This window comes from Geobacter sp. FeAm09, assembly GCF_008330225.1.
Lineage (GTDB): Bacteria > Desulfobacterota > Desulfuromonadia > Geobacterales > Pseudopelobacteraceae > Oryzomonas.
This window is the reverse complement of record NZ_CP042466.1, coordinates 1,694,259-1,715,202: the sequence shown is the minus strand read 5'-3', so window position 1 is coordinate 1,715,202 and position 20,944 is coordinate 1,694,259. Positions and strand designations below refer to the sequence as shown.

Sequence of the window (20,944 nt, the reverse complement as noted above, 5' to 3'; positions counted from 1 at the left end):
TCATTCTTCGCCGAAGCCATTGGCAATCAGGTCTCCCATGGTTTGCAGGGCCTCTTCCTCGTCGTCGCCGTTTACGCTCAGGCGGACCGTCGTTCCCTTCGAGGCCGCCAGCATCATGATCCCCATGATGCTTTTGCCGTTTACCTCGATCCCCTCTTTTTCCAGCCGGATCTCGGAGACGAACCGGCTGGCCGTCTTGACGAACAGGGCCGAAGCGCGGGCATGCAGGCCGAGCTTGTTGACAATCGTGCATTCCTTCTGGAGCATGGCGTAGTTAAGACCTCGTGGGAGCGCACTGCTCCGTATGGGGGTGTGAATCCGGTGCCGCTATTTTTTCAGGAACTCGCCGGCAATGATGATACCTTCGCGACCGCACCGCTGGAGCTCGGCCGCCAACTCGGGAATCCCCATCCGGGAACGTTTTGCGCAAAATTCTATGATCATGGGCAGGTTGACTCCGGTCAGCACTTCGACGGAGCCGTCTTTCAAAAACGGCATGGCCATGTTGGAGGGGGTCCCGCCAAACAGGTCGGTCATGATGACGGCGCCGTCCCCGCTCGTCTTTTCCACAGCGGCGACCACCTTGGCCATAATCTGCTCGGAACGTTCATCGGGGGCAACCTCGATCTTTTCGCAGGCATCGATCGGGCCGACGATCATCTCGGCCGTATGCAGCAGCGCCCCTGCCAAGCCCGCATGAGTTACCAGAACCAGTCCTGTCATTGCTGTCCCTTTTCAATGTCTCTGTGAGTAGTACGTACTGCGGGAAAACTGCGCCGCAGATGTGCCGCCGTTGCTTCGGCAATGGCCACCGAACGGTGCCGTCCCCCCGTGCAGCCGATGGAGATGGTCAGATATGCCTTGCCCTCCCGCTGATAGGCCGGTATCAGCATATTCACCAGCGGGAAAAAGGAGTCGATGAAGGCCTTGGTCTCCGGGAGCCCCATGACATAATCCCGCACCTCGGGGTCAAGTCCCGACAGGTTCCTCATCTCCGGGACGAAAAACGGGTTGGGGAGAAACCGCACATCCATGACGATGCTCGACTCCATGGGAATGCCGTAACGAAAGCCGAAGGACTGGACATCCACGACGAACGGGCTGCCCCCCTCCTCGCCCCTGACGATCCGCAGCACGAAGTCCCTGAGCTGATGAACGTTGAATTCCGAGGTGTCGATGATCTTGGACGCCATCTGCCGCAGGCCGGAAAGCTGTTTGCGCTCCATGCGGATCCCCTCGCCCACCGAGCAATGTTCGGCGGCGGGGTGGCGGCGGCGGGTTTCGGAGAAACGCCTGATCAGGGTTTCATCGAGGGCGTCGAAGAAGAAGATGTCGACGCTGTGGCCGGCATTGCGAATCTTCTGAAAGGCGATCTCGTAGCCCTTGAGAAATTCACGGCCGCGGATATCGGCCACCAGGACGATCCCCTTGAAGGTCTCGCCCGATTTCTCGATCAGGTCCACAAAGCGCTTGAAGAGGCGCACCGGCAGGTTGTCGATGCAGTAGAACCCCTCGTCTTCCAGGGCCCTCACCGCGGTGGACTTTCCCGAACCAGACATGCCGGTTATCACGATGATGCGCATGGCCTACTCCACCTCGTTGCCCAGGGGGCGCAGTTCAAGCCGCGACATGAGCCGTTCCTGAAAATCCCGCGCGGAATGATAACCCATCCCCTTGAGCAGGAAGTTGCGGGCAGCCACCTCGATGATCGACCCCAGGTTGCGCCCGGGCCTCACCGGTATGCAGATGTGGGGGATATCGACCCCCAGGATGGTCTTCCGGCGGTCGTCCAGGCCGAGGCGGTCGTATTCCTGGTTGGGGTCCCACTCCACCAGTTCCAGCACCATGTCGATGATCTTCTTCTCCCGGATGGACGAGACGCCGTAAAGGTCTTTGATGTTGATGATGCCCAACCCGCGGATCTCCATCAGGTGCTGGATGGCCTCTTCGGCCTGGCCCACGAGCGCCGCCGGCACCTTTTTCTTGATGAAGACCATATCGTCGGCCACCAGCCGATGCCCCCGGATGACCAGGTCGAGGGCGCATTCGCTTTTCCCGATGCCGCTCTTGCCGGTCAGCAGGATGCCGACCCCCAACACGTCAACCAGCACACCATGCAGGTGGGTGGTGGGGAGCAGGCGCTCTTCCAGGAACTTGGTGATCAGCGAGATGAAGGTCGAGGATTGGTGCGGGGTGCTGAGGACCGGAATGGCGGCGTTCTCGGCCGCATCCAGCAGGCAGTGGGGCGGCAGCAGCCCCTTGGTGATGATAAAGCAGGAGATCGGGAAGACGCAGAGCGCCTTGATGCTCTCCGCGGCCAGGCGGTCGTCGACCTGGTTGAGATAGGAGATTTCGGTGTTGCCGAGCACCTGAATCCGTTCGGGATGCAGGTGCTCGGTGTAACCGCTCAGGGCAAGACCGGGCTTCTGGATGCGCGGACTGTAGATCCGGTTACCCATCCCCGCCTGGCCGGCAAGGAGTTTCAGGCCCAGACCGTACTCGCTGTCATCCAGGATTTCCTGTATGGAAAGGCTGATTCCCTCCAATGGCATCTCCAGCGCGCCGGTGGTCCGGCAATTACGCCCGCTGAGGCTCGATCAGGCCGAAGTTGCCGTCCTTGCGACGATAAAGAACGTTGATTTCGCTGTTGGCCGAGTCGGTAAAGACGATGAAATCCTTATGGAGCAGGTCCATCTGCATGACCGCTTCCTCCACCGACATCGGCTTGGCGGTCTCCGTCTTGGCCTTGATGACCACCGGTTCGCCGCTGGCCTCGATGCTCTCGGCCTGGAACACCTTCTTGGTCAGTTGGCGGCCCCGCTCATCGGAAGCCGGTTTGTGGGTCTTGATCTTTTCCTTGTAGCGTTTGAGCTGGCGTTCCATCTTGTCGATCACGGCATCGATGGCGGCGTACATGTCGTTGGTCGCCTCGGATGCCTTGCTGCTGACGCCTTTTGCGTTTATGACGATCTCCACGATGTGGCGAATCTTCTTTTCAACCGTAAAGAACACCTGGGCGGTGATCGGACCGTCGATATATTTGGTTACCCGTTCGAGTTTTTCCTCGGCATAGGATTTGAGGGCATCGCTCTGTTCCATGTGTCTGAATGTCGTCGTTATCTGCATACCTTCCTCCTCGTGTTTCGTGTAGTTAGAGTGGTGCCTCGGACTTTGAGGTTTAGAAATGCCGTTTCCGTTCGGATGAGGAGCCGATCCTCAGAAGTTCGCGGTACTTGGTAACCGTGCGCCGGGCGATATTGACGGTCTGCCCGGAAAGCATCTCGGCAATCTTCTGATCCGAGAGCGGTTTGCGCGGATCCTCCTTTTCTATAATCTCCTTGATGCGGTTCTTGACACTCTCCGAAGCGACGAATTCCCCCTCGCTGGTCGAAAGGCCGCTGTTGAAGAAATATTTCAACTCGAACAGCCCTTGGGGAGTCTGCATGTATTTGTTGGTGGTGACCCGGCTGATGGTGGATTCGTGCATGCCGATATCGTCGGCCACATCCCGCAGCACCAGGGGGCGCAGAAACTCGATGCCCCGGTCGAGAAACTCGCGCTGGAACCTGATGATGCTCTTGGCGACCTTGTAGATGGTGCGCTGGCGCTGTTGAATGCTCTTGATCAACCACATGGCCGAGCGGACCTTTTCGTTGATATACTCCTCGGCCCGGGAATCGACTCCGGCGTTGCCCTTCACCTCGGTGTAATAGGGACTCAGACGGAGACTGGGCAGCCCTTCCTCGTTCAGCATGACCACATACTCTTCGCCCACCTTGTAGACGAAGATATCCGCCGAGATGTACTGCACCTCTTCGGAACCGTAAATCCTGCCCGGACGCGGGTCAAAGCCGGCAATGATCTTGGCCGCCATCAGCACCTGGTTGAGATCGACCCCCAGATCGCGGGCGATCTGCTTGTATTTGCGGGTCTCCAGGTCATTCAAGTGGTTGAGCAGCACCCGCTCGACGACGCTCCCCTCCATCCCCAGGAAACGGGCCTGGATGAGAAGGCATTCCCTGAGATCGCGGGCGCCGACACCGGTCGGATCGAACTCCTTGATGCGCTCCAGAACCGACAGCACCTTGTCGGCATCGCAATGGCAGACCTGGCCTATCTCCTCCACCGCGGCGCGCAGATAGCCGCTTTCGTCGATATTGCCGATGATCTCTTCGCCCACCTGGACCTCGTCATCCGAAAAGCGCCCCATATGGAGCTGCCAGAGCAGATGGTCGTTCAGGGTCCCCTTGCGGGTCAGCATGCTCTCGAACGACGGCCGGTCGTCCTCTCCGCTGTACTGCTCGCCGGAACTGTAGTTGTAGCCGTCCAGATAGCTGTCCCAGTCCCGCAGGGTATCTTCGCCGGTTTCTACCTCGTGGAACTCCTCGCCGTCCTGTGCCGGTTCGCTTTCCTTCTCATCGATCTCCAGGGATTCGGGCTCGCGGACCTCCTCGGTCTCGACGCTCTCTTCCAGGAGCGGGTTCTCTTCCAACTCCTGGCGCACGACATCCTGAAGCTCCAAGCGGGTCAACTGGAGCAGCTTGATGGCTTGCTGCAACTGGGGCGTCATCACCAGTTGCTGGGTCATCTTCAGTTGTTGGCGCATCTCCATTGCCATGCTGCTTCTACCTCGGACAGGACGTAATGATCAGTGTATGCACACCGAAGCTGGAACCGGTAACTCGTCTATATCTTTATACCTTCCATCAGAGGCGGAAATCGTCTCCCAGATAGATCTCCCGCGCTTTGCGGCTGGATGCGATGTCGTCCGGCGAACCGAATTCCAACACCTCGCCGCCGCTCAGAATGTATGCTTCATCGCAGACCCCCAAGGTCTCGCGCACGTTGTGATCCGAGATGAGCACGCCGATATTGCGTTCCTTGAGCGACACGATCAGGTTTTGAATATCGGCCACGGCAATGGGATCGATGCCGGCAAAGGGCTCGTCCAGCAGGATAAAGGCCGGATTCGTGATCAGCGCCCGGGCGATCTCCACCCGCCGCCGCTCGCCGCCGGAGAGGGCATAGCCTTTCGCGCCGGCAATATGGGTGATCCCGAACTCTTCGAGAAGCTCCTCCATTCGGCGCTTGCGGCTGGCACGCTCCGGTTCGACCGTTTCCAGAATCGCCAGGAGATTATCGGCCACGGAAAGCTTGCGAAAGACCGACGCCTCCTGGGGGAGATAGCTGATGCCCCGGCGAGCCCGTTGGTACATGGGTAGCCCCGTAATTTCGTCGTCCCCCAGGAAAACCTGGCCGCCGTCGGGGCGGGCAAGGCCGACCACCATGTAGAAGGTCGTGGTTTTGCCGGCGCCGTTCGGCCCCAACAACCCCACCACCCTGCCCGCCTGGATGGAGAGGTCCACCCCTTTGACCACCTGGCGGCCGCCGTAATTCTTGAGCAGGCCGCGGGTCCAGAGCCTCAGAGGCTCAGCGTGTGCCGGCATTGCCTTTTTTGCCCGTCGGATGAATGACCACCTCTACCGGACGGCCGGCTCCGCTGGAGACCTCACTGCGGTCCTCATCGATGAAGTAGGTAATGGTATTGCCCGTCATGGTGTCGGCTCCCTGCATGATCTTGGGGTTGCCGGTCAGGGTGATGCGCCCCTGCTTGCTTTCATAGACCGCATGGGAGGCGGTCCCGATACGGTTTTCCTGGACAATGCGCACATTGCCGTCCGCCTCGATCTTTTCGACGTCGCTCTTCTTGTCGCCGTAATTGATGGTAAGCCGATCGGCATAGATGGTGATATCCCCCTGCTTTGCCACGACCTTGCCGCTGAAGATCGCGGTCTTGCCCTTGTTGTCGGCGGCCAGCTCGTTGGCCTTGATGGCGATGGGCAGGCTCGACCGGTCCTTGTGGGCGGCGGCCGATGCGCTGGCCAGCGGAAGCATCAGGCTGAGAGGTATTATAAATAATAATGATTTAATTTTCATCTTATTCATCTATCGACTCTTCAAACCGGCCACGCCGGCATCAACGTTTTTGAGGAAGCGGGCTTTCTGGCTCGTTACATCCAACACCATCCCCTGTGCGGTCAGGGTCAGGCGCTGCTGCCGGAACGTCACCTTGTCCGAGGTTCTGAACTGGGAGCGCACCGCCACGTAATCAACGGCCTCGGTATCGAACGTAACGCCGCTCTCCGTCACCACATGCACCTTGCCGCGCAAAGCGACGTTTCTGCTTTTGCTGAAATAGGTCCCCTGTGCCGCCGTCACCGTAATGGCGCCGGCAGTGGCCGTCCTTGCAAAGTCCATGTGGATATCGGACAGATGGGCGACATCGCCGGTTTTGTCATACTCGGCCTTCTTGGCAACCAGTTCCCAGACAGCCGCACCCTCCCGCACCTCGTAAAAGCGTGCGTCGTGTATGGCCATGTCGATGTTCTGGGGAAGTTGCCGGGAGACCGGCTCCGGTAGGGCCGCCTGGCGCGGGCCTTTCAGGGTAATGGCGGCCACGATGCCGATAATCGCCGTCATGACAAGAAAAGCCAATGCCAGCCTGATGTTTCCGGGCGATACCATATCGGCGTATACTATACCATCGGCCGGCAGGGCTGTCCAGCAAAAGGTACGCCATGCTCGTTTTTTGGCACAGAGATTGAATAATCAAAACAATTCATAACGCGCCACGACCTCATCCCATTTTCCGCATCCCTTGAGAATCAGGTCGCACACCTCGCGCACCGCTCCCCGCCCGCCGTCGCGCTCCGTAATGTAATGCGCCGCATTCCGTGCCTCGGCAAGGGCGTCGCGGGGCGCGGCGGCAAATCCGACGCGGCGCATGACCGGCACGTCGATGACGTCATCCCCCACGTACGCGATCTGGCTGTCGCCCAGGCCGGTCTTCCGCTTGACGTCCTCGTAGCTTTCCAGCTTCCTCAGGGCGCCTTGATAGACCAGCTCGATCCCCAATTCCTGGGCGCGGACATTCACCACGGCGGACGAGCGCCCGGTGATGATCCCCACCTGGATGCCGGCGCGCTGCAGCATCTTGATGCCATGTCCGTCCTTGACGTTGAAAACCTTGGTTTCGAGACCGTTGCCATCATAGATGATGCCGCCGTCCGTCATGACGCCGTCCACATCGAGAAGCAGCAGCTTGATTGGTGCGAGCCGTTTGTCCATGTTATGCGATACCGGCCCTGAGGATGTCGTGCAGATGGATGATTCCGCACGGAACGTTCGCCCCTTCGTCGTCAAAGACGAACAGCGAGGTAATGGAACAACGCTCCATGATCTGCAACGCGGCCGCAGCCAACTCCTGGCGCATGATGTGCTTGGGATTGAGCTTCATGATCTCGGAGGCCTGCTTGCCGAGGATGTCATAGCCGTGCTCCAGGGCCCGGCGGAGATCGCCGTCGGTAATGACCCCCTTGAGCGCCCCCCCCTCTCCGGTCACGCCGGTCACTCTCAGCCCTTTGGCGGTGATGACGAACAGGGCGTCTTTCATCAGCATATCCCCGGAAACGAGCGGTATCGCCTCGCCGCCATGCATGATGTCCTCCACCCGCAGCAGCAGCTTCTTGCCCAGGGAACCGCCGGGATGAAAGATGGCGAAATCCTCGGCGCGAAAGCCCCGCTTTACCAGAAGGGCTACCGCCAGCGCATCGCCCATGGCCAGGGTGGCGGTGGTGGACGCCGTCGGCGCGAGCCCCAGGGGGCACGCCTCTTCCCTGACCGAGACGTCCAGAAAGACATCGCTGCTGCGCGCCAGGGCGGAGCCGGGATTGCCGCTCATGGCAATCAGGCGGGCGCCGATCCTCTTGATGGCCGGCAGGATGCGCAGCACCTCCTCGGTCTCTCCGCTATTGGATATGGCGATCACCACGTCGCCGGTCATAATCATCCCCAGGTCGCCATGAATCCCCTCGGCGGGATGGAGAAAGAAGGCCGGCGTGCCGGTGGAAGACATGGTGGAGGCGATCTTTTGCCCGACCAGTCCCGATTTCCCCATGCCGCTGACCACCACACGCCCCTTGCAGGCCAATATGAGCTCTACCGCCGCCTCAAAGGCGCTGCCGATTCTTTCCGCCATAGCCAGCAGGGCTTCGGCTTCCGTCTGTATCACCCACTTGGCTTTTTCTAGAATCATTTCGAGTTCCGCCTCTGCTTGAGTCATTGTGCCGGACATGTTTCAGTCAGGCGTTGCAGTACATACCTAAAATCGGAAAAAATAGCAACCATTGATGATGCGCCCGCGGTCCCCACCGCGCCCCGACCTGATGCCGGCGCTCCGATTTTCCTTTGAACCGCCGGGCGGTTGGGGGTACAATAACGGCATAAATGACATACATCCCCGACCAGGACACTCTTCAGCCATGAACATTCTTCTCCATACCTGCTGCGGACCGTGCGCCATCTATCCTCTGCACAGGCTGCGCGCCGCCGCCCATGACGTCACCGGCTTTTTCTTCAACCACAACATCCATCCCTATCAGGAATACGCTCGCCGGCGGGACGCGGCGCAACAGATGGCCGACGGCGAAACCATGCCCCTCATCGTGCGGGACGAGTATGATCTGGAAGGGTTCCTGGCCAATGTCGCCGCCGAGCCGGACAAACGCTGCAGCTACTGTTACGCCTCGCGCCTGAGAGCAACGGCGGCGGCGGCTTCCGGGCACGGCTTTGCGGCGTTCACCACTTCGCTCTTGTACAGCCGCTACCAGCGTCACGAAGAGATCAGGGCCCTTGGGGAACAGGCGGGCCGGGAGTTTGGCGTAACCTTCTTTTACGAGGATTTTCGCACCGGCTGGCAGGAGGGGATCAGACTGTCGAAGGAGATGGGGCTGTACCGTCAGCAGTACTGCGGCTGCATCTACAGCGAAAAGGAGCGCTACGCCCCGCGGGAGAAACGGCCATGAACGGGCCGGGACGCCCCCTGATCATCATGGGACTCGTCCTGGTGGCAGCGGGGCTCGCGCTGTCCCTTGCCCCACGTCTGCCGTGGCTGGGGAGGCTGCCCGGAGACATCACCATCAAACGGGAACATTTCAGTTTTTATTTTCCGCTCGCCACCTGCATTTTGATCTCGGCCGCCATATCCTTCATCCTCTGGCTCATCAAAAAATAGCGCCGGCGAGGAAAGGTGAAAACGACGCCGTATACCATAAAAAAAAAGCCCGTGTTGCCACGGGCTTTTTCAGCAGCGTTGCCTCAATGCGGATTAGGCATGGATAGCATTCACGGGACAGGTATCCACGCAAGCACCACAGTCAATACAGGTATCGGCGTCGATGGTACGCTTGGCCCCCTGTTCGCTGATGGCGTTCACCGGGCAGGAATCCTCACATGCGCCGCAATTGGTGCAGTCGTCGGTAATCGTATGAGCCACGGTTTCACCTCCTTGTAAGATGCGCTTTCCTTGCGGAAAACATCTTAATGTATACCATGTCCCCGATCAGTTGTCCAGTCAAGATTGCGTTACCCCTCATTGTGGATTTTTACGAAATGTGTTGAATTCAAAACGGCACTACGGTATATATCAAAAACAGTTTTATTTTAGCGGGTTATTTTAGTGTGAGTATTCTTTTTTACTGATATTATAAACTTATCGCTATTTATTCGAGGGAGGACAGCATGATTATAATGGCGCTGAACTGCGGGAGTTCCTCGGTCAAGTACCAGCTCTTCGACTGGGAGCGCAAGGAGATCGTGGCGAAGGGCATGGTGGAGCGGGTCATCATCGGCGACTCGTTCATCATGCACGAAGTCCCCGGTCGCGAGACCCACCATTACGAGCAGGACTGCCCCAACCACCAGGCTGCCATCGACCTGGTCATCAAGACCGTCACCGACCCGGTCAACGGCGTGCTGAAAAGCGTGGCCGAAATCTCCGCCGTGGGCCACCGCGTGGTGCATGGCGGCGAGAAGTTCACCTGTTCGGTGCTGATCGACGACAACGTCCTCGATGCGGTCAAGGAGGTCCAGCATCTGGCTCCGCTCCACAATCCGCCCAACATCGAGGGGATCGAGGCGGCCCAGACGCTCATGCCCACCATCCCCCACGTGGCCATTTTCGACACCGCATTCCACCAGACCATGCCGGAGCACGCCTATATCTATCCGCTGCCCTACGAATGGTACGAGAAGTACCAGGTCCGGCGCTACGGCTTCCACGGCACTTCGCACCTGTATGTATCCAAACGTGCGGCAGTCCTCCTGGGCAAGTCTCCCAAAGAGTGCAACATCGTCACCATGCATATCGGCAACGGCGTTTCCCACTGTGCCATCAAAAACGGCGTTTCAGTGGATACCACCATGGGGCTCACGCCCCTGGAAGGGGCCGTCATGGGGACGCGCTGCGGCGATATCGACCCGGCGATCCCCGCCTTCATGATGCAGAAGGAAAATCTGTCCGCCAAGGAGATCGACAGCATCCTCAACAAAAAGAGCGGCGTCATGGGCATCACCGGACGGTTCACCGACCGCCGGGATGTGATCGAACACGCCCAGGCCGGCGATCCCCGCTGCCAGCTATCCCTGGAAATAGAAGCCTATCGGCTGAAGAAGTATATCGGCGCATTCATGTCGGTTGTGGGCAGGCTGGATGCGGTGGTGTTCACCGCCGGCGTCGGCGAGATGGGCGCCCCGATTCGCGAGAAGGCCATCGAGGGGCTGGAGCACCTGGGCATCATCCTGGACAGGGAACGGAACAAAAACGCCATGACGCGCAAGCGGGAGTCCCTGATCACCACGGACGATTCGCCGGTCAAGGTCTTCGTGATCCCCACCGACGAGGAGCTGGTCTTCACCGAGGATGTGGTGGCCATCCTGAACGGCACCTATACCGACCACATGCACTTCGAATACTCCTTCGGCAAAGAGGGCTTTGCCCGCAAATAGCGCAGCCATCCCCACCCTTGCACTCCTGTCATGAAAAAACCGGCGAAATGCCGGTTTTTTCATGACAAACAAAACTCCTGCCGACCGGAGACGGCATCACTCCTTCAACTCTTCCTTCAACCCTTCGACCACCGCCTTTACCTCGGCGACCATCTCCTCCGCCTGGGGGGACTTTTCGCATTTGAGGTACTGCTCGAAGTAGCGCACGGCATCCCGGGTCCGATCCTGATCCATGCAGATCCCCCCCAGGGTCAGGTAGGCCATGCTGAAACAGGGGTCGAGCCGGACCGCCTCGCGGCACTCCTCTTCGGCCTCCTCCAGCTCTTCAAGGTCGTAGTACAGCTCCCCCAGATTGTAGTGAACGGCGGGATCCTCCGGATCGATCTCTATCCCCTTCCGGTAAGCCGCCACCGCGCCTTCCGCATCATCCTGCCCATAAAGGGCATCTCCCAGGGCATTCCAGGCAAAGACATTGTCCGGCTCCAGTTCGAGCGCCTGATGAAAGGCGCGAATGGCATCGTCGCCGCGCTCCTGGCTGTTGTAAACCAGGCCGATGCTGACCAGTGCATCCGCATCCCTGGGGTCCAGATCCAGCACGCGCTGATAGCTGGCAATGGCCTCCCGGGGCCGGGATGCCTCAAAATAGAGATCCCCCAGGGTCGTCAGCGCATCCAGATCATCCGGCGCACGCTGCAGCCCCTCGCGGTAACTGGCGATGGCGTCGTCCAGGCTCCCCTTCTCAGCCAGGGCGTCCCCACAACAAAACCAGCCGTCCGGGTCATCGGGGTACGCCTTCCGGTACTCCTCCAGGACGGCGGCCGCCGCCGGAGCATCTCCCGACTCGAGGAGATCGATACCTTTACGCAATAGCTCGTGAAGAAGTTTGTCGGGCATGGTTGTCTCCTGTAATGGCAGGTAGTGGTAACGGCTGCTGGCAAGATACCAGAACTGCCCGCGATGTTTCCACAAAATTAATGGATCGCCCCCCCCCGGAATGTCCCCCTCCCCCGTATACCATATGCCGGTTCGATTTCATCAAACAGGATCATTAAAGACTATTACTTCGAGACAAAATAATTTATACTTTGGAGATATTCTTGCATTGGAGATGTTCATGAAAGAGAGCCATCACTCCATCGGCCTGCGCACCCTGGAAGACATCAGCGCCATCATTCTCCATTCCCATGATCTTCACGAAACACTGGACAATATCGTCACCATCGTGGCCAGACGCATGGGCACGGACGTCTGCTCGATCTACCTCCTGGAGCAGGATGGCGAGACCCTGGTGCTGAAGGCCAGCAAGGGGCTTTCCAAGGCATCGGTCAACCGCGTATCCATGAAGGTCCACGAGGGGCTCACCGGCCTTACGTTCGAGAGCCGCGGCATGGTCATGACCGACAACGCCCCGGCCCATCCCCGCTACAAGTACTTCAAGGAATCCAAAGAGGAAAAATTCCTCTCGTTTCTCGGCCTGCCGCTGTTCGAGCGCAAGACCCCCATCGGCGTCATCGTCATCCAGACCCGCGAGGCGCGGGATTTCAGCGAAGACGAGATCAGCGCCCTACGCACCATTACCTTCCAGATCAGCAGCATCGTGCACAACGCCCGCCTGCTCGATTCCATCCAGCGCACCGAGCAGGAACGCGCCTGGTTTGAGCAGGAACTGGCCAAAATGATGAACGGCGACGCCATGAGCGAACCGCCGGCCGCGAAAAAAGCCGACAAAAAGGTCTCGTCTCCGCCGCGCATGCTCTCCGGCAGCGCCGTTTCGGCGGGATTCTGCCGCGGCAAGGTCTACATCCTCGACCGCTTCAACGACAAGGTCATCAAGGTGGCCAAGGTCGGCACCAAGGCCGATGAACACCGCAAGCTCAGCCTGGCCCTGGAAAAGGTGAAGATCCAGACCCTCTACATGGAGAAACGGGTCAGCGAGACCCTTTCCGAAGATGACGCCGCCATTTTCCACACCCACCTGATGATCCTCGAGGACCGGGGGTTTTCCAGCAAGGTCTGCGACCTGATCGATCAGGGCATGGGGGCGACCCGTGCCGTGCACGAGGTTGTCCATCATTACGTGCAGGCCTTCTCGGCCATGGAAGATCCCTATCTGCGTGCCCGGTCGGCGGATATGGAGGACATCGGACGGCGTCTGATCGACTGCCTGGAGGGGAACGACAAAACGGCGGTGACCCTGAAGGAAAAGCGGGTTCTGGCGACGGATGAGATCTTCCCCTCGGACCTGGCCATGCTGGACCACGACAAGATCCTCGGCATTGTGACCGAGAAGGGCAACATGTACTCCCACGTCGCCATCATGGCAAAATCGCTGGGTATTCCGGCCGTCCTCGGGATACCGGGGCTCATGGACGCCTCCAACGTCAAGGACGAGATCATCGTGGACGGCACCTCCGGCCACATTTACATCAACCCGGACGGCGCCATCAAGAAAGAATACGAGCGGTTGGAGCGGGACCACGCCGGACGCCAGAAAGAGCTGGAAGGCCTGCGGGGCCTGCCGGCGGTGACCCGCGACCACGTCACCATTACCCTGAATGCCAATATCGGCCTCGTCTCCGACGTGCGGGTCGCCAATACCCACGGCGCGGAAGGGGTCGGTCTCTACCGCACGGAATTCCCGTACATGACGCGCAGCACCTTCCCCGACCGTCACCAGCAGGCCGCCGTCTATCGCAAGATCCTGGGGGCGTTCTCCGGGCAATCGGTCAATATCCGCACCCTGGACATCGGCGGCGACAAGGCGTTGCCCTACTTCAGCTGCCCCCAGGAAGACAACCCGTTTCTGGGGTGGCGCTCCATCCGCGTTTCCCTGGAGCGCCAGGACATCTTCCGGGAGCAGTTGGCCGGAATCCTGCTTTCCTCCCCCGCCGGCACGCCCAGCATCATGTTTCCGCTGATTTCTTCGGTGGATGAGATCCGGCAGGTGAAGGAGATCCTCGCTTCGGTGCGGGAGGAATTGGAACAGGAGGGACATGAACTGCGTAAGGACATCCCGCTGGGGATCATGATCGAAATACCGGCGGCCGTCCAGATCGTCGAACACCTGCTCAGGGAGGTGGATTACGTCAGCATCGGCACCAACGACCTGATCCAGTACACCCTGGCCGCGGACCGGAATAATCCCCGGGTGCGGCAGTATTACGACCCGTACCACCCGGCGGTGCTGCAATCCATCAAACGGGTGGCCGATGCGGCGTCAAAGGCCGGCAAAAAGGCGTCGGTCTGCGGCGAGATGGCAACGGAGCCGATCAACGCCCTGCTCATGGTAGGCATGGGTATCCGCGAATTCAGCCTTTCGGCGCCCAGCATCCCGGTGGTCAAGCAGGCCATCCGCGCCCACAGCCTCCCCGAGTGCCGCGCCCTGGCGCGCCAGGTCCTTGCCTGCGCCAGCAGTACCGACGTCAAGGCCCGGCTGGCCGCAGCACGCAAAAGACTGCAGGTCTAGGCCTTCCCGTACGCGTCTTGCCCGCTGCGCCGGGACCCTCCCGGCCTGCTCAGAACATGAACCGCCGCATGCTGATGTTCTGTAGAATGCCGATCCCCACCATGGAAGTGATCATGGACGTGCCGCCGTAGGAGAAGAACGGCAACGGCACCCCCACCACCGGAAACAGGCCGATCACCATCCCCATATTGATGACGATGTGCCAGAAGAGCATGGCCGTCACCCCCACCGCCAGCAGGCTGCCGAACCGGTCGTTGCAGCGCCGGGCGATGTTGAGCCCCCACAGCACCAGGATCAGATAGAGGACGATCAGCACCAGGCAGCCGATAAAGCCCCACTCTTCGGCAAATACGGAAAAGGCGAAGTCCGTATGCTGCTCCGGCAAAAAGCGCAACTGGGACTGGGTGCCCTTGACGAACCCCTTGCCGAGGAGGCCGCCGGAACCGACGGCTATCTTGCTCTGGATTATGTGGTAGCCGCTTCCCAGGCGCGAACGCTCCGGGTTGAGGAAGTCGAGGATGCGGTTTTTCTGGTAGGGGCGCAGCAATTTTGCCCAGCCCAGCCAGACAAGCGGCATCGTCACCACGGCAAAGGTGACCACCGTGGACCACCGGAGCCCCACATAGACCGCTATGGAAAGGGCGATCAAAAGGACAAGGACCGCGGTCCCCAGGTCGGGCTGTTTCATGATGAGCAGGACCGGCACCGCCAGGATGCCGAGCGGGAAGAGCACATCCCTGACGCTCAAACCGCCCACCGTCTGCACATTGTTGAAATACTTGGCAAATGTGGCAATGATGACGATCTTCATCAACTCCGACGGCTGCACGTTGAACAGGCCGAGGTTCAGCCACCGTGTCGCCCCCATGGAACGGCGCCCCACCACCAGCACGGCCACGAGCAGGACGATCAGAAAGCCGTAGAACCAGTAGGAAAAATCCTCCAGGATGTGGTAATCGATACTGCAGATCACCGTGACCACCAGCAAACCGAACAGCACCCAGTTGAACTGCTTGAGGTAGTAGGGAGCGCCGACAATCTTGTAGGACGCCGTGGCGCTGTAGATGTTCATGATGCCCAGCAGGCAGATCGCGGCCACAAATCCGATCAGCATCCAGTCGATATTTGTCAGCAGTCGGCGGTCAATCATCGGCCTGATCCTCATTCACACCCTGTTTCTTCACGGGCGGCGCCGGTTCGTCGTCGCCCCCTGCTTCATCGTCTCCCTTCAGGCGTACCGGTTCTTTCCTGGGCGGCTTCTTGCTGTCGAACCAGGCCCGCAGAATGCGCCCGGCAATGGGGGCGGCGGCCGAGCCGCCGTGCTCGCCGTGCTCCACGATCACCGCCACGGCGATCTCCGGTTTTTCATAGGGGGCGAAGGCCACGAACAGGGCGTGGTCCCGGTACTGGTACGGGGTCGCCTGTTTGCTGTCGCGCAGCTTGACCACCTGGGAGGAACCGGTCTTGCCCGCCACGTGCGCATCGTAGAGCCGCGCCGCGCCCCCGGTCCCGCCCGGTTCGTTCACCACGGCAAACAGCCCCTGCTTGACCAGCTTGAACTTATCCGCCGAGATACCGGTCGTGCCCATCAGTTCCGGCTTGAACTCCTTGAGCGGCTTGCCGTCGGCATCGACGATACGCTTCACCAGGTAGGGGCGATACACGTTGCCCTCGTTGGCCACCGTGGCGATCATGGAGGCCAACTGGATCGGCGTCATCAGCACATACCCCTGGCCGATGGAGACCGGCACGGTCTCGCCGTGGAGCCAGCGTTTGCCGAAGCGCCTCAGTTTCCAGTCGGCGGTGGGGATCAGACCCGCCTTCTCATGGGCCAGGCCGATGCCCATGGGCGCGCCGAGCATGAATCTCTTCGCCATGGCCGCGATGCGGTCCACCCCGAGCCGCTCGCCCAACTGGTAGTAATAGACGTCGCACGACTCGCGCAGCGACTTCTTGAGGTTGGTGACGCCGTGGCCATGCCGGTTCCAGCACTTGAAGGTGGAGGTTCCCAGTTCATAGGTGCCGTTGCAATTCACGGTGGTGTTCTCGTCGATCTTGCCGTCCTCCAGGCCAGCCAGGGCGGTGATGATCTTGAAAGTCGATCCGGGTGGGTACTGACCGGTCAGCGCCTTGTTCTCCAAGGGGTGGCGCTTGTCATCCAGGTATTCCTTCCAGGTATCCGCCGGCATCTTCCCGCTGAACAGGGCGGGATCGAACCCCGGGTTGCTGACGAATGCCAGGATCTCGCCGGTGTTCACGTCCATGGCGACCGCCGCCCCGGCCTGGTCGCCAAAGGCCTTTTCCGCCTGTTTCTGGACACGCGCGTCGATGGTCAGCACCACGCTGTTGCCGACCGTGGGGTAGGATTCGGAAATGGTCCGCAGGACCCGGCCGCGCGCATCCACCTCCAACTGCCGCCCCCCGTCGTTGCCGTGCAACTCCTTTTCCCAACTGCGCTCGATGCCGTTCTTGCCGAGATAGTCGCCGGGGTTGTACTCCTCATACCCCTTGGCGTTCAGTTCATCCTCTGAAATCTCGCCGATATACCCCAGCAAATGGGCCGCCAGAACGCCGCTGGCGTACTCCCGCACCGGTTTCATCTCGATCTCGACCCCTGGCAGGCGCAGGTGGTTTTCCTCCACGATCTCCACCTGGTCGCGGGTGATATTCGACGCCAGGATGATCGGGTAATACTTGGCCCGCCCCTTTCCCTTCTCCCAACGTTCGCTGAGTTCGGCGCGATCCATGCCGAGCAGTTTTGCAAGGCGATCGAGCAATTCGTCCCTGTTCTCCACCTCCTGGGGCACCACCGCCAGGCTGAAGGAAGGCTGGTTGCTGACCAGCACCGTACCGTTGCGGTCCATGATGGCCCCACGGGATGCGGCCACCGGCACGAACCGCAGGCGGTTGTTTTCCGACATGTTGCGGTAATTGTCGGCGCTCAGGATCTGCAGGTGCCACAGGCGCAGCAGCAGCAGGAAGAATATGCCGCCCACCACAAAGGAGAGGATCAGAATCCTTCTCTTGGACTCCGTAATCTCACGGACGAAACGTTGTTCTTTCATGGGTTTTCCAGCGGACGGTCGAAACCGGGTATCAGGGGAACAAGGGAAGCTACGAAGGCATTCACCAGCAGGTGAGGCACCAGCCCGACGCTCATGGAGTAGGCGATGCCGGGCGATGTCGTGAACATGACCAGCAGAAGCAGATTGATGAAGACGCAACTCAGGGTCGCCACGCCCACGGTTATCACGAAAAGCGGGGCGCTCTCGGTATAGAGCCGGTCAGAGATGTTCTTGATGACCAGGAAGATGAGGAGAAAACTGAAGGCATTGAGCCCCAGGTAGAGTCCGCTGAACACATCCTTGACGGCCCCCAGCCCCCAGGAGAGGGGCGCACCCGCCGCGAACGAACCGCGCAAGGCCAGGTAGACCGTGACGATCAGCAGCAGGTCCGGCTTGAAGGGCGAGGCGATATGAACCGGCAACACCGATGCCTGGAACACCACGGCCAGCATGACGACGATCAGTGCCACCCCCGCCCTAGTCATGACTATTCCCAATCACCAGAACATCCTCCAGGTGGGCGATATTCACGATGGGACGGATGGTGACGGTCTGGAAAATTCCGTATTCGCCCCGTTTGACCATGGTCACCTCGCCGATGGGCAGTCCCTTCAGGAACACCCCGCCGATGCCGGATGATACCACCATGTCGCCGACCTTGACGTCTTCCTCGCGGGTGGTGAACTCCAGTTGGCAGAGCCCTTCCCCCTTCCCCTTGACCACGCCCCTGGCGCGGGATCGCTGGATGGTGGCGGCAATGCCGCTGGAATGATCGGTCAAGAGCAGCACCCGGGAACTGGAGGGGGCGACCTTGACCACCTGGCCCACGATACCGTCAGCCGCCACCACGGCCATCCCCTCGGTGATCCCGCTGGAGCTTCCCCGGTCGATGACCAGGGTCCCGAACCAGGGGCTCAGATCCTCGCCGATCACGCTGGCGGCGACGGTCGGCGCCTTGATCGAGTTTTTGACGTCCAGAAGCTGGCTCAGGCGCTTGTTTGCCAGCACCGCCTCCTGCGCGGCAATGAGGCGGCTGTTGAGCACCTTGATCTCCTGCAGCAGATGCCGGTTCTCCTGACGCACGTTCACCAGGTTGAGATAGTCGGTCCAGACGGTCGCGCCAAACTCGCTCACCTGGGAAAACGGCTGTGCGATCGGCGCAAAAACGGTCAGGATGCCGCGTTCGATCATATTGGCGTCGCGTTTGTGGGGGATGTTGAGGGAATAGAAGATCAGGGCCGCAAGTATGCCGACCGCCGTCAGGATGAAAAGGGCATATTTCTTGAAAAAATCCATAACTGTCAACTCGAAGGGAACGTAATACGAGACCGGCTGTCCGGCGTCTCCCGCTTTATTCCCGGCAATGTGCTAGTTGCTGCCGCAGAGTTCGTTTTCGCCGTATACCCGCAGGAGATAATCACGGTAACTCGAATTGGGGGTCTCCTCGATGACCCGCCTCATGCGGGCGCAATCGATAAACCCGCGCCGCAGGGCGATTTCTTCCAGGCAGGCGATCTTGAGCCCCTGGCGCGACTCGATGGTTTCGATGAAATTGCTGGCTTCCAGGAGGCTCTTGTGGGTTCCGGTGTCCAGCCAGGCGATGCCCCGCCCCAACCGCTCCACCGTCAACTCTCCCCGGCGCAGGTAGGCCGTGTTGACGTCGGTGATCTCGAGTTCTCCCCGCGGCGAGGGGACGATGGACTTGGCCGTATCCACCACCGTACCGTCATACAGGTAGAGGCCGGGGACCGCATAGTGGGATTTTGGTTGTTTCGGCTTCTCTTCGATGCTGAGCACCCTGCCCGATGCGTCGAACTCCACAACCCCGTAGCGCTCCGGGTCGTTGACCTGATAGCCGAAGATGCGCGCCCCGCCCCGAAATTCGGCGAAGATACGGTCCAGGTTCATCTTGCCGTAGAAGATGTTGTCGCCCAGGATCAGGCATACCGGCTTGCGGTCGATGAATTCCTCTCCCACCAGGAAAGCCTGGGCGATCCCCTTGGGCTCGGGCTGGACCTTATAGGTGATGGTGATGCCCCACCGGGAGCCATCCCCCAGAAGTTTCTCGAAGCGGGGGGTGTCGTGGGGCGTGGAAATCAGCAGGATATCCCTGATACCGGCCGCCATAAGGGTCGCCAGGGGGTAGTAGATCATCGGCTTGTCGTAGACCGGCTGAAGCTGTTTGCTGGCCACCAGGGTCAACGGAAACAGCCGGCTGCCTGCGCCTCCGGCCAGGATAATGCCTTTGGTGATACCAAGGGTCATGGGTGATCCTTTTCCTTTTCAGGAAGTTAATGTGAACGGGAATTATTACATGCCGGACGGCAACCTGTCAAACCTCATCACGCTGGCCCACGAGGGAGAGAACAGCTGCCAGCAGGTCGTCGCACACCGTGGTCCCCGGGGAGACCCGGGCCTCCTCGGCGGCGCCGTAGCCGCTTCGCACCAGGATCGTGCGGCAGCCGGCGGCAATCCCGGCCTCCACGTCGGCCAGCTTGTCGCCGATCATGACCGATGCCGCAAGATCGATAGTGTGGCGGCGGGCCGCATCCAGAAGCATGCCGGGCAACGGCTTGCGGCACCGGCAGGGGAGCGAGTAACTGCCACGGCCCGCCGGATGGTGGGGACAGTACCGCCACGCATCCACCCGCGCGCCGGTTTTGGCGAGTTCGGCGTCAATATGGCGGTGCAGGGACTCCACATCCTCTTCGGTGTAATACCCCCGGGCAACGCCGGACTGGTTCGTCACGACCACCACCAGAAAGCCGGCTTCGTTCAAAAGCCTGATCGCCTCCGGCGCCCCGGGGATGAACTCGAAATCCTCGATCCGGTAGAGGTAGTCCTTCTCCACATTGATGGTGCCGTCCCGGTCAACGAAAACAGCACGCCTCCCAACGCCGTCGCCTAAAACCATTTGCTCGAACCGCCCACCAGCCGGCGAAACTCCCTCTTCATTTCCGCTATCATGACCGGAATCCGCATTTCGAACGTGCCCCAGGACCGTTGAATATCCGCAATCTTCTTCTGTTCATCCTGGAATGCGGCGGCCGGGGTGCCGACCGTGGCGGTGATCTCCGCCACAATGCCCTCATCCTCGGTCATGAAGGTATTCATGGCTGAGCAGAACTCGTCGCTGAAATAGATGCCGTTCTTCTGGTAGACGTCGAAGAACTCCTGGAGGGAGGTGAGGAAGTCCTGGGCCAGGGCGACGACTGCCGCCAGATTGCTCTGCCCCGGCCGGGAAAGCATCCGGCCGTTTTTGCCGATATCGATCATGATGCCGTACAGTTGAACCAGGGAATCCGACCTGCTGTCCTGCATGGCGCCGAAGATCATCTTTTCCTCGGTCAGGGCGTTCCTGAACTGTTCGAGCGTATGGGTGACATCCAGTTGAAGCTGCTGTTTGAACAGATCGTGCCGTTTGTTGACCTCGTGGACGATAACCGACTTGGTGGACCAGGCAACCGCCACGATGAGGGCAATGGCCACTCCGCCGACGGTCAGGAATTGGATGGCGACATCACTTGAGAACATAGCAACCCCTCCTCAGGGCTCCGCACGGCATAGT

General features: G+C 60.0%; 24 protein-coding genes. 4 read left to right on the top strand and 20 right to left on the bottom strand.

What is annotated here, in order from left to right; genetic code table 11:
• The 11 genes from FO488_RS08115 to FO488_RS08065 all read right to left on the bottom strand — a co-directional run bounded on the left by FO488_RS08115 (position 1) and on the right by FO488_RS08065 (position 8,095).
• Positions 1–267 carry an HPr family phosphocarrier protein gene (locus tag FO488_RS08115; protein WP_149210098.1) on the bottom strand — a complete coding sequence of 89 codons (267 nt, stop codon included), beginning with the start codon at positions 265–267 and terminating at the stop codon, positions 1–3.
• A gap of 60 nt (positions 268–327) precedes the next feature.
• Positions 328–723, bottom strand: coding sequence for a PTS sugar transporter subunit IIA (locus FO488_RS08110; protein WP_149210097.1), 396 nt, complete (start codon positions 721–723; stop codon positions 328–330).
• The gene (gene rapZ, locus FO488_RS08105) at positions 720–1,583 is read right to left on the bottom strand and encodes an RNase adapter RapZ (protein ID WP_149210096.1); all 864 of its coding nucleotides are present in this window, start codon (positions 1,581–1,583) and stop codon (positions 720–722) included. Before rapZ ends, FO488_RS08110 begins: the two co-directional genes overlap by 4 nt.
• Positions 1,584–1,586: 3 nt before the next feature.
• Positions 1,587–2,546 carry an HPr(Ser) kinase/phosphatase gene (gene hprK / locus FO488_RS08100; protein ID WP_149212113.1) on the bottom strand — a complete coding sequence of 320 codons (960 nt, stop codon included), beginning with the start codon at positions 2,544–2,546 and terminating at the stop codon, positions 1,587–1,589.
• Positions 2,547–2,577: 31 nt separating this feature from the next.
• Positions 2,578–3,126, bottom strand: a complete 549-nt coding sequence (gene hpf / locus FO488_RS08095) for a ribosome hibernation-promoting factor, HPF/YfiA family (protein WP_149210095.1) — start codon at positions 3,124–3,126, stop codon at positions 2,578–2,580.
• Between the two features lie 52 nt (positions 3,127–3,178).
• Positions 3,179–4,618: an RNA polymerase factor sigma-54 gene (gene rpoN, locus FO488_RS08090; RefSeq protein ID WP_149210094.1), complete on the bottom strand. Its 1,440-nt coding sequence runs from the start codon at positions 4,616–4,618 to the stop codon at positions 3,179–3,181.
• Between the two features lie 88 nt (positions 4,619–4,706).
• The gene (lptB, locus tag FO488_RS08085; protein ID WP_149210093.1) at positions 4,707–5,447 is read right to left on the bottom strand and encodes an LPS export ABC transporter ATP-binding protein; all 741 of its coding nucleotides are present in this window, start codon (positions 5,445–5,447) and stop codon (positions 4,707–4,709) included.
• On the bottom strand, positions 5,431–5,895 hold the full coding sequence (gene lptA, locus FO488_RS08080; RefSeq protein WP_240732216.1) for a lipopolysaccharide transport periplasmic protein LptA: 465 nt from the start codon (positions 5,893–5,895) through the stop codon (positions 5,431–5,433). Before lptA ends, lptB begins: the two co-directional genes overlap by 17 nt.
• 51 nt (positions 5,896–5,946) lie before the next feature.
• Positions 5,947–6,480, bottom strand: coding sequence for an LPS export ABC transporter periplasmic protein LptC (lptC, locus tag FO488_RS08075; RefSeq protein WP_205743382.1), 534 nt, complete (start codon positions 6,478–6,480; stop codon positions 5,947–5,949).
• A gap of 129 nt (positions 6,481–6,609) precedes the next feature.
• Positions 6,610–7,128, bottom strand: a complete 519-nt coding sequence (locus tag FO488_RS08070) for an HAD family hydrolase (RefSeq protein WP_149210091.1) — start codon at positions 7,126–7,128, stop codon at positions 6,610–6,612.
• Between the two features lies 1 nt (position 7,129).
• The gene (locus tag FO488_RS08065; protein ID WP_149210090.1) at positions 7,130–8,095 is read right to left on the bottom strand and encodes an SIS domain-containing protein; all 966 of its coding nucleotides are present in this window, start codon (positions 8,093–8,095) and stop codon (positions 7,130–7,132) included.
• A gap of 226 nt (positions 8,096–8,321) precedes the next feature.
• Between FO488_RS08065 and FO488_RS08060 the strand changes: the two genes are divergently transcribed.
• Complete coding sequence (locus tag FO488_RS08060; RefSeq protein ID WP_149210089.1) at positions 8,322–8,864, top strand: epoxyqueuosine reductase QueH; 543 nt, start codon at positions 8,322–8,324, stop codon at positions 8,862–8,864.
• Positions 8,861–9,073, top strand: a complete 213-nt coding sequence (locus FO488_RS08055) for a DUF2905 domain-containing protein (protein WP_149210088.1) — start codon at positions 8,861–8,863, stop codon at positions 9,071–9,073. Before FO488_RS08060 ends, FO488_RS08055 begins: the two co-directional genes overlap by 4 nt.
• Positions 9,074–9,166: 93 nt before the next feature.
• Here the strand turns inward: FO488_RS08055 and FO488_RS08050 are convergent, their stop codons facing one another.
• Entirely contained in the window at positions 9,167–9,334 is a 168-nt protein-coding gene (locus tag FO488_RS08050) for a DUF362 domain-containing protein (RefSeq protein WP_149210087.1), read from the bottom strand.
• 245 nt (positions 9,335–9,579) lie between these two features.
• On the opposite strand from FO488_RS08050, the gene FO488_RS08045 reads away from it, so the two are divergent.
• A complete protein-coding gene (locus FO488_RS08045; protein WP_149210086.1) occupies positions 9,580–10,845 on the top strand; it encodes an acetate kinase in 1,266 nt (421 codons plus the stop codon).
• 96 nt (positions 10,846–10,941) lie between these two features.
• On the opposite strand, the gene FO488_RS08040 is transcribed toward FO488_RS08045, so the two are convergent.
• Positions 10,942–11,739, bottom strand: a complete 798-nt coding sequence (locus FO488_RS08040; protein WP_149210085.1) for a lipopolysaccharide assembly protein LapB — start codon at positions 11,737–11,739, stop codon at positions 10,942–10,944.
• A gap of 220 nt (positions 11,740–11,959) precedes the next feature.
• Here FO488_RS08040 and ptsP point away from each other — a divergent pair, with 220 nt between their 5' ends.
• Positions 11,960–14,311, top strand: coding sequence for a phosphoenolpyruvate--protein phosphotransferase (gene ptsP, locus FO488_RS08035; RefSeq protein WP_149210084.1), 2,352 nt, complete (start codon positions 11,960–11,962; stop codon positions 14,309–14,311).
• 49 nt (positions 14,312–14,360) lie between these two features.
• Here the strand turns inward: ptsP and rodA are convergent, their stop codons facing one another.
• The 7 genes from rodA to FO488_RS08000 form a co-directional block, all read right to left on the bottom strand.
• Positions 14,361–15,461 (bottom strand): rod shape-determining protein RodA, encoded by a 1,101-nt coding sequence (gene rodA / locus FO488_RS08030; RefSeq protein ID WP_149210083.1) that lies wholly within the window; start codon positions 15,459–15,461, stop codon positions 14,361–14,363.
• A complete protein-coding gene (gene mrdA / locus FO488_RS08025; RefSeq protein WP_149210082.1) occupies positions 15,454–17,376 on the bottom strand; it encodes a penicillin-binding protein 2 in 1,923 nt (640 codons plus the stop codon). The genes rodA and mrdA overlap by 8 nt, the downstream gene beginning before the upstream one ends.
• Positions 17,373–17,846 (bottom strand): rod shape-determining protein MreD, encoded by a 474-nt coding sequence (gene mreD / locus FO488_RS08020; protein ID WP_240732215.1) that lies wholly within the window; start codon positions 17,844–17,846, stop codon positions 17,373–17,375. Before mreD ends, mrdA begins: the two co-directional genes overlap by 4 nt.
• A gap of 7 nt (positions 17,847–17,853) precedes the next feature.
• On the bottom strand, positions 17,854–18,672 hold the full coding sequence (gene mreC / locus FO488_RS08015) for a rod shape-determining protein MreC (RefSeq protein ID WP_149210080.1): 819 nt from the start codon (positions 18,670–18,672) through the stop codon (positions 17,854–17,856).
• 72 nt (positions 18,673–18,744) lie between these two features.
• The gene (rfbA, locus tag FO488_RS08010; RefSeq protein WP_149210079.1) at positions 18,745–19,641 is read right to left on the bottom strand and encodes a glucose-1-phosphate thymidylyltransferase RfbA; all 897 of its coding nucleotides are present in this window, start codon (positions 19,639–19,641) and stop codon (positions 18,745–18,747) included.
• 67 nt (positions 19,642–19,708) lie between these two features.
• The gene (gene gmhB / locus FO488_RS08005; RefSeq protein WP_149210078.1) at positions 19,709–20,290 is read right to left on the bottom strand and encodes a D-glycero-beta-D-manno-heptose 1,7-bisphosphate 7-phosphatase; all 582 of its coding nucleotides are present in this window, start codon (positions 20,288–20,290) and stop codon (positions 19,709–19,711) included.
• Positions 20,281–20,910, bottom strand: coding sequence for a hypothetical protein (locus FO488_RS08000; RefSeq protein ID WP_149210077.1), 630 nt, complete (start codon positions 20,908–20,910; stop codon positions 20,281–20,283). Before FO488_RS08000 ends, gmhB begins: the two co-directional genes overlap by 10 nt.
• Positions 20,911–20,944 lie beyond the last annotated feature (34 nt).

Coding starts and splice junctions, on each gene's coding strand:
- FO488_RS08040 (WP_149210085.1), bottom strand. CDS start 11,739: ATGCCCGACAAACTTCTTCACGAGCTATTGCGTAAAGGTATCGATCTC.
- rfbA (WP_149210079.1), bottom strand. CDS start 19,641: ATGACCCTTGGTATCACCAAAGGCATTATCCTGGCCGGAGGCGCAGGC.
- FO488_RS08000 (WP_149210077.1), bottom strand. CDS start 20,910: ATGTTCTCAAGTGATGTCGCCATCCAATTCCTGACCGTCGGCGGAGTG.
- FO488_RS08065 (WP_149210090.1), bottom strand. CDS start 8,095: ATGATTCTAGAAAAAGCCAAGTGGGTGATACAGACGGAAGCCGAAGCC.
- ptsP (WP_149210084.1), top strand. CDS start 11,960: ATGAAAGAGAGCCATCACTCCATCGGCCTGCGCACCCTGGAAGACATC.
- FO488_RS08115 (WP_149210098.1), bottom strand. CDS start 267: ATGCTCCAGAAGGAATGCACGATTGTCAACAAGCTCGGCCTGCATGCC.
- mrdA (WP_149210082.1), bottom strand. CDS start 17,376: ATGAAAGAACAACGTTTCGTCCGTGAGATTACGGAGTCCAAGAGAAGG.
- rodA (WP_149210083.1), bottom strand. CDS start 15,461: ATGATTGACCGCCGACTGCTGACAAATATCGACTGGATGCTGATCGGA.
- FO488_RS08110 (WP_149210097.1), bottom strand. CDS start 723: ATGACAGGACTGGTTCTGGTAACTCATGCGGGCTTGGCAGGGGCGCTG.
- lptB (WP_149210093.1), bottom strand. CDS start 5,447: ATGCCGGCACACGCTGAGCCTCTGAGGCTCTGGACCCGCGGCCTGCTC.
- lptA (WP_240732216.1), bottom strand. CDS start 5,895: ATGCTTCCGCTGGCCAGCGCATCGGCCGCCGCCCACAAGGACCGGTCG.
- rapZ (WP_149210096.1), bottom strand. CDS start 1,583: ATGCGCATCATCGTGATAACCGGCATGTCTGGTTCGGGAAAGTCCACC.
- gmhB (WP_149210078.1), bottom strand. CDS start 20,290: ATGGTTTTAGGCGACGGCGTTGGGAGGCGTGCTGTTTTCGTTGACCGG.
- mreC (WP_149210080.1), bottom strand. CDS start 18,672: ATGGATTTTTTCAAGAAATATGCCCTTTTCATCCTGACGGCGGTCGGC.
- FO488_RS08060 (WP_149210089.1), top strand. CDS start 8,322: ATGAACATTCTTCTCCATACCTGCTGCGGACCGTGCGCCATCTATCCT.
- FO488_RS08055 (WP_149210088.1), top strand. CDS start 8,861: ATGAACGGGCCGGGACGCCCCCTGATCATCATGGGACTCGTCCTGGTG.
- FO488_RS08070 (WP_149210091.1), bottom strand. CDS start 7,128: ATGGACAAACGGCTCGCACCAATCAAGCTGCTGCTTCTCGATGTGGAC.
- lptC (WP_205743382.1), bottom strand. CDS start 6,480: ATGACGGCGATTATCGGCATCGTGGCCGCCATTACCCTGAAAGGCCCG.
- FO488_RS08045 (WP_149210086.1), top strand. CDS start 9,580: ATGATTATAATGGCGCTGAACTGCGGGAGTTCCTCGGTCAAGTACCAG.
- rpoN (WP_149210094.1), bottom strand. CDS start 4,618: ATGGCAATGGAGATGCGCCAACAACTGAAGATGACCCAGCAACTGGTG.
- hpf (WP_149210095.1), bottom strand. CDS start 3,126: ATGCAGATAACGACGACATTCAGACACATGGAACAGAGCGATGCCCTC.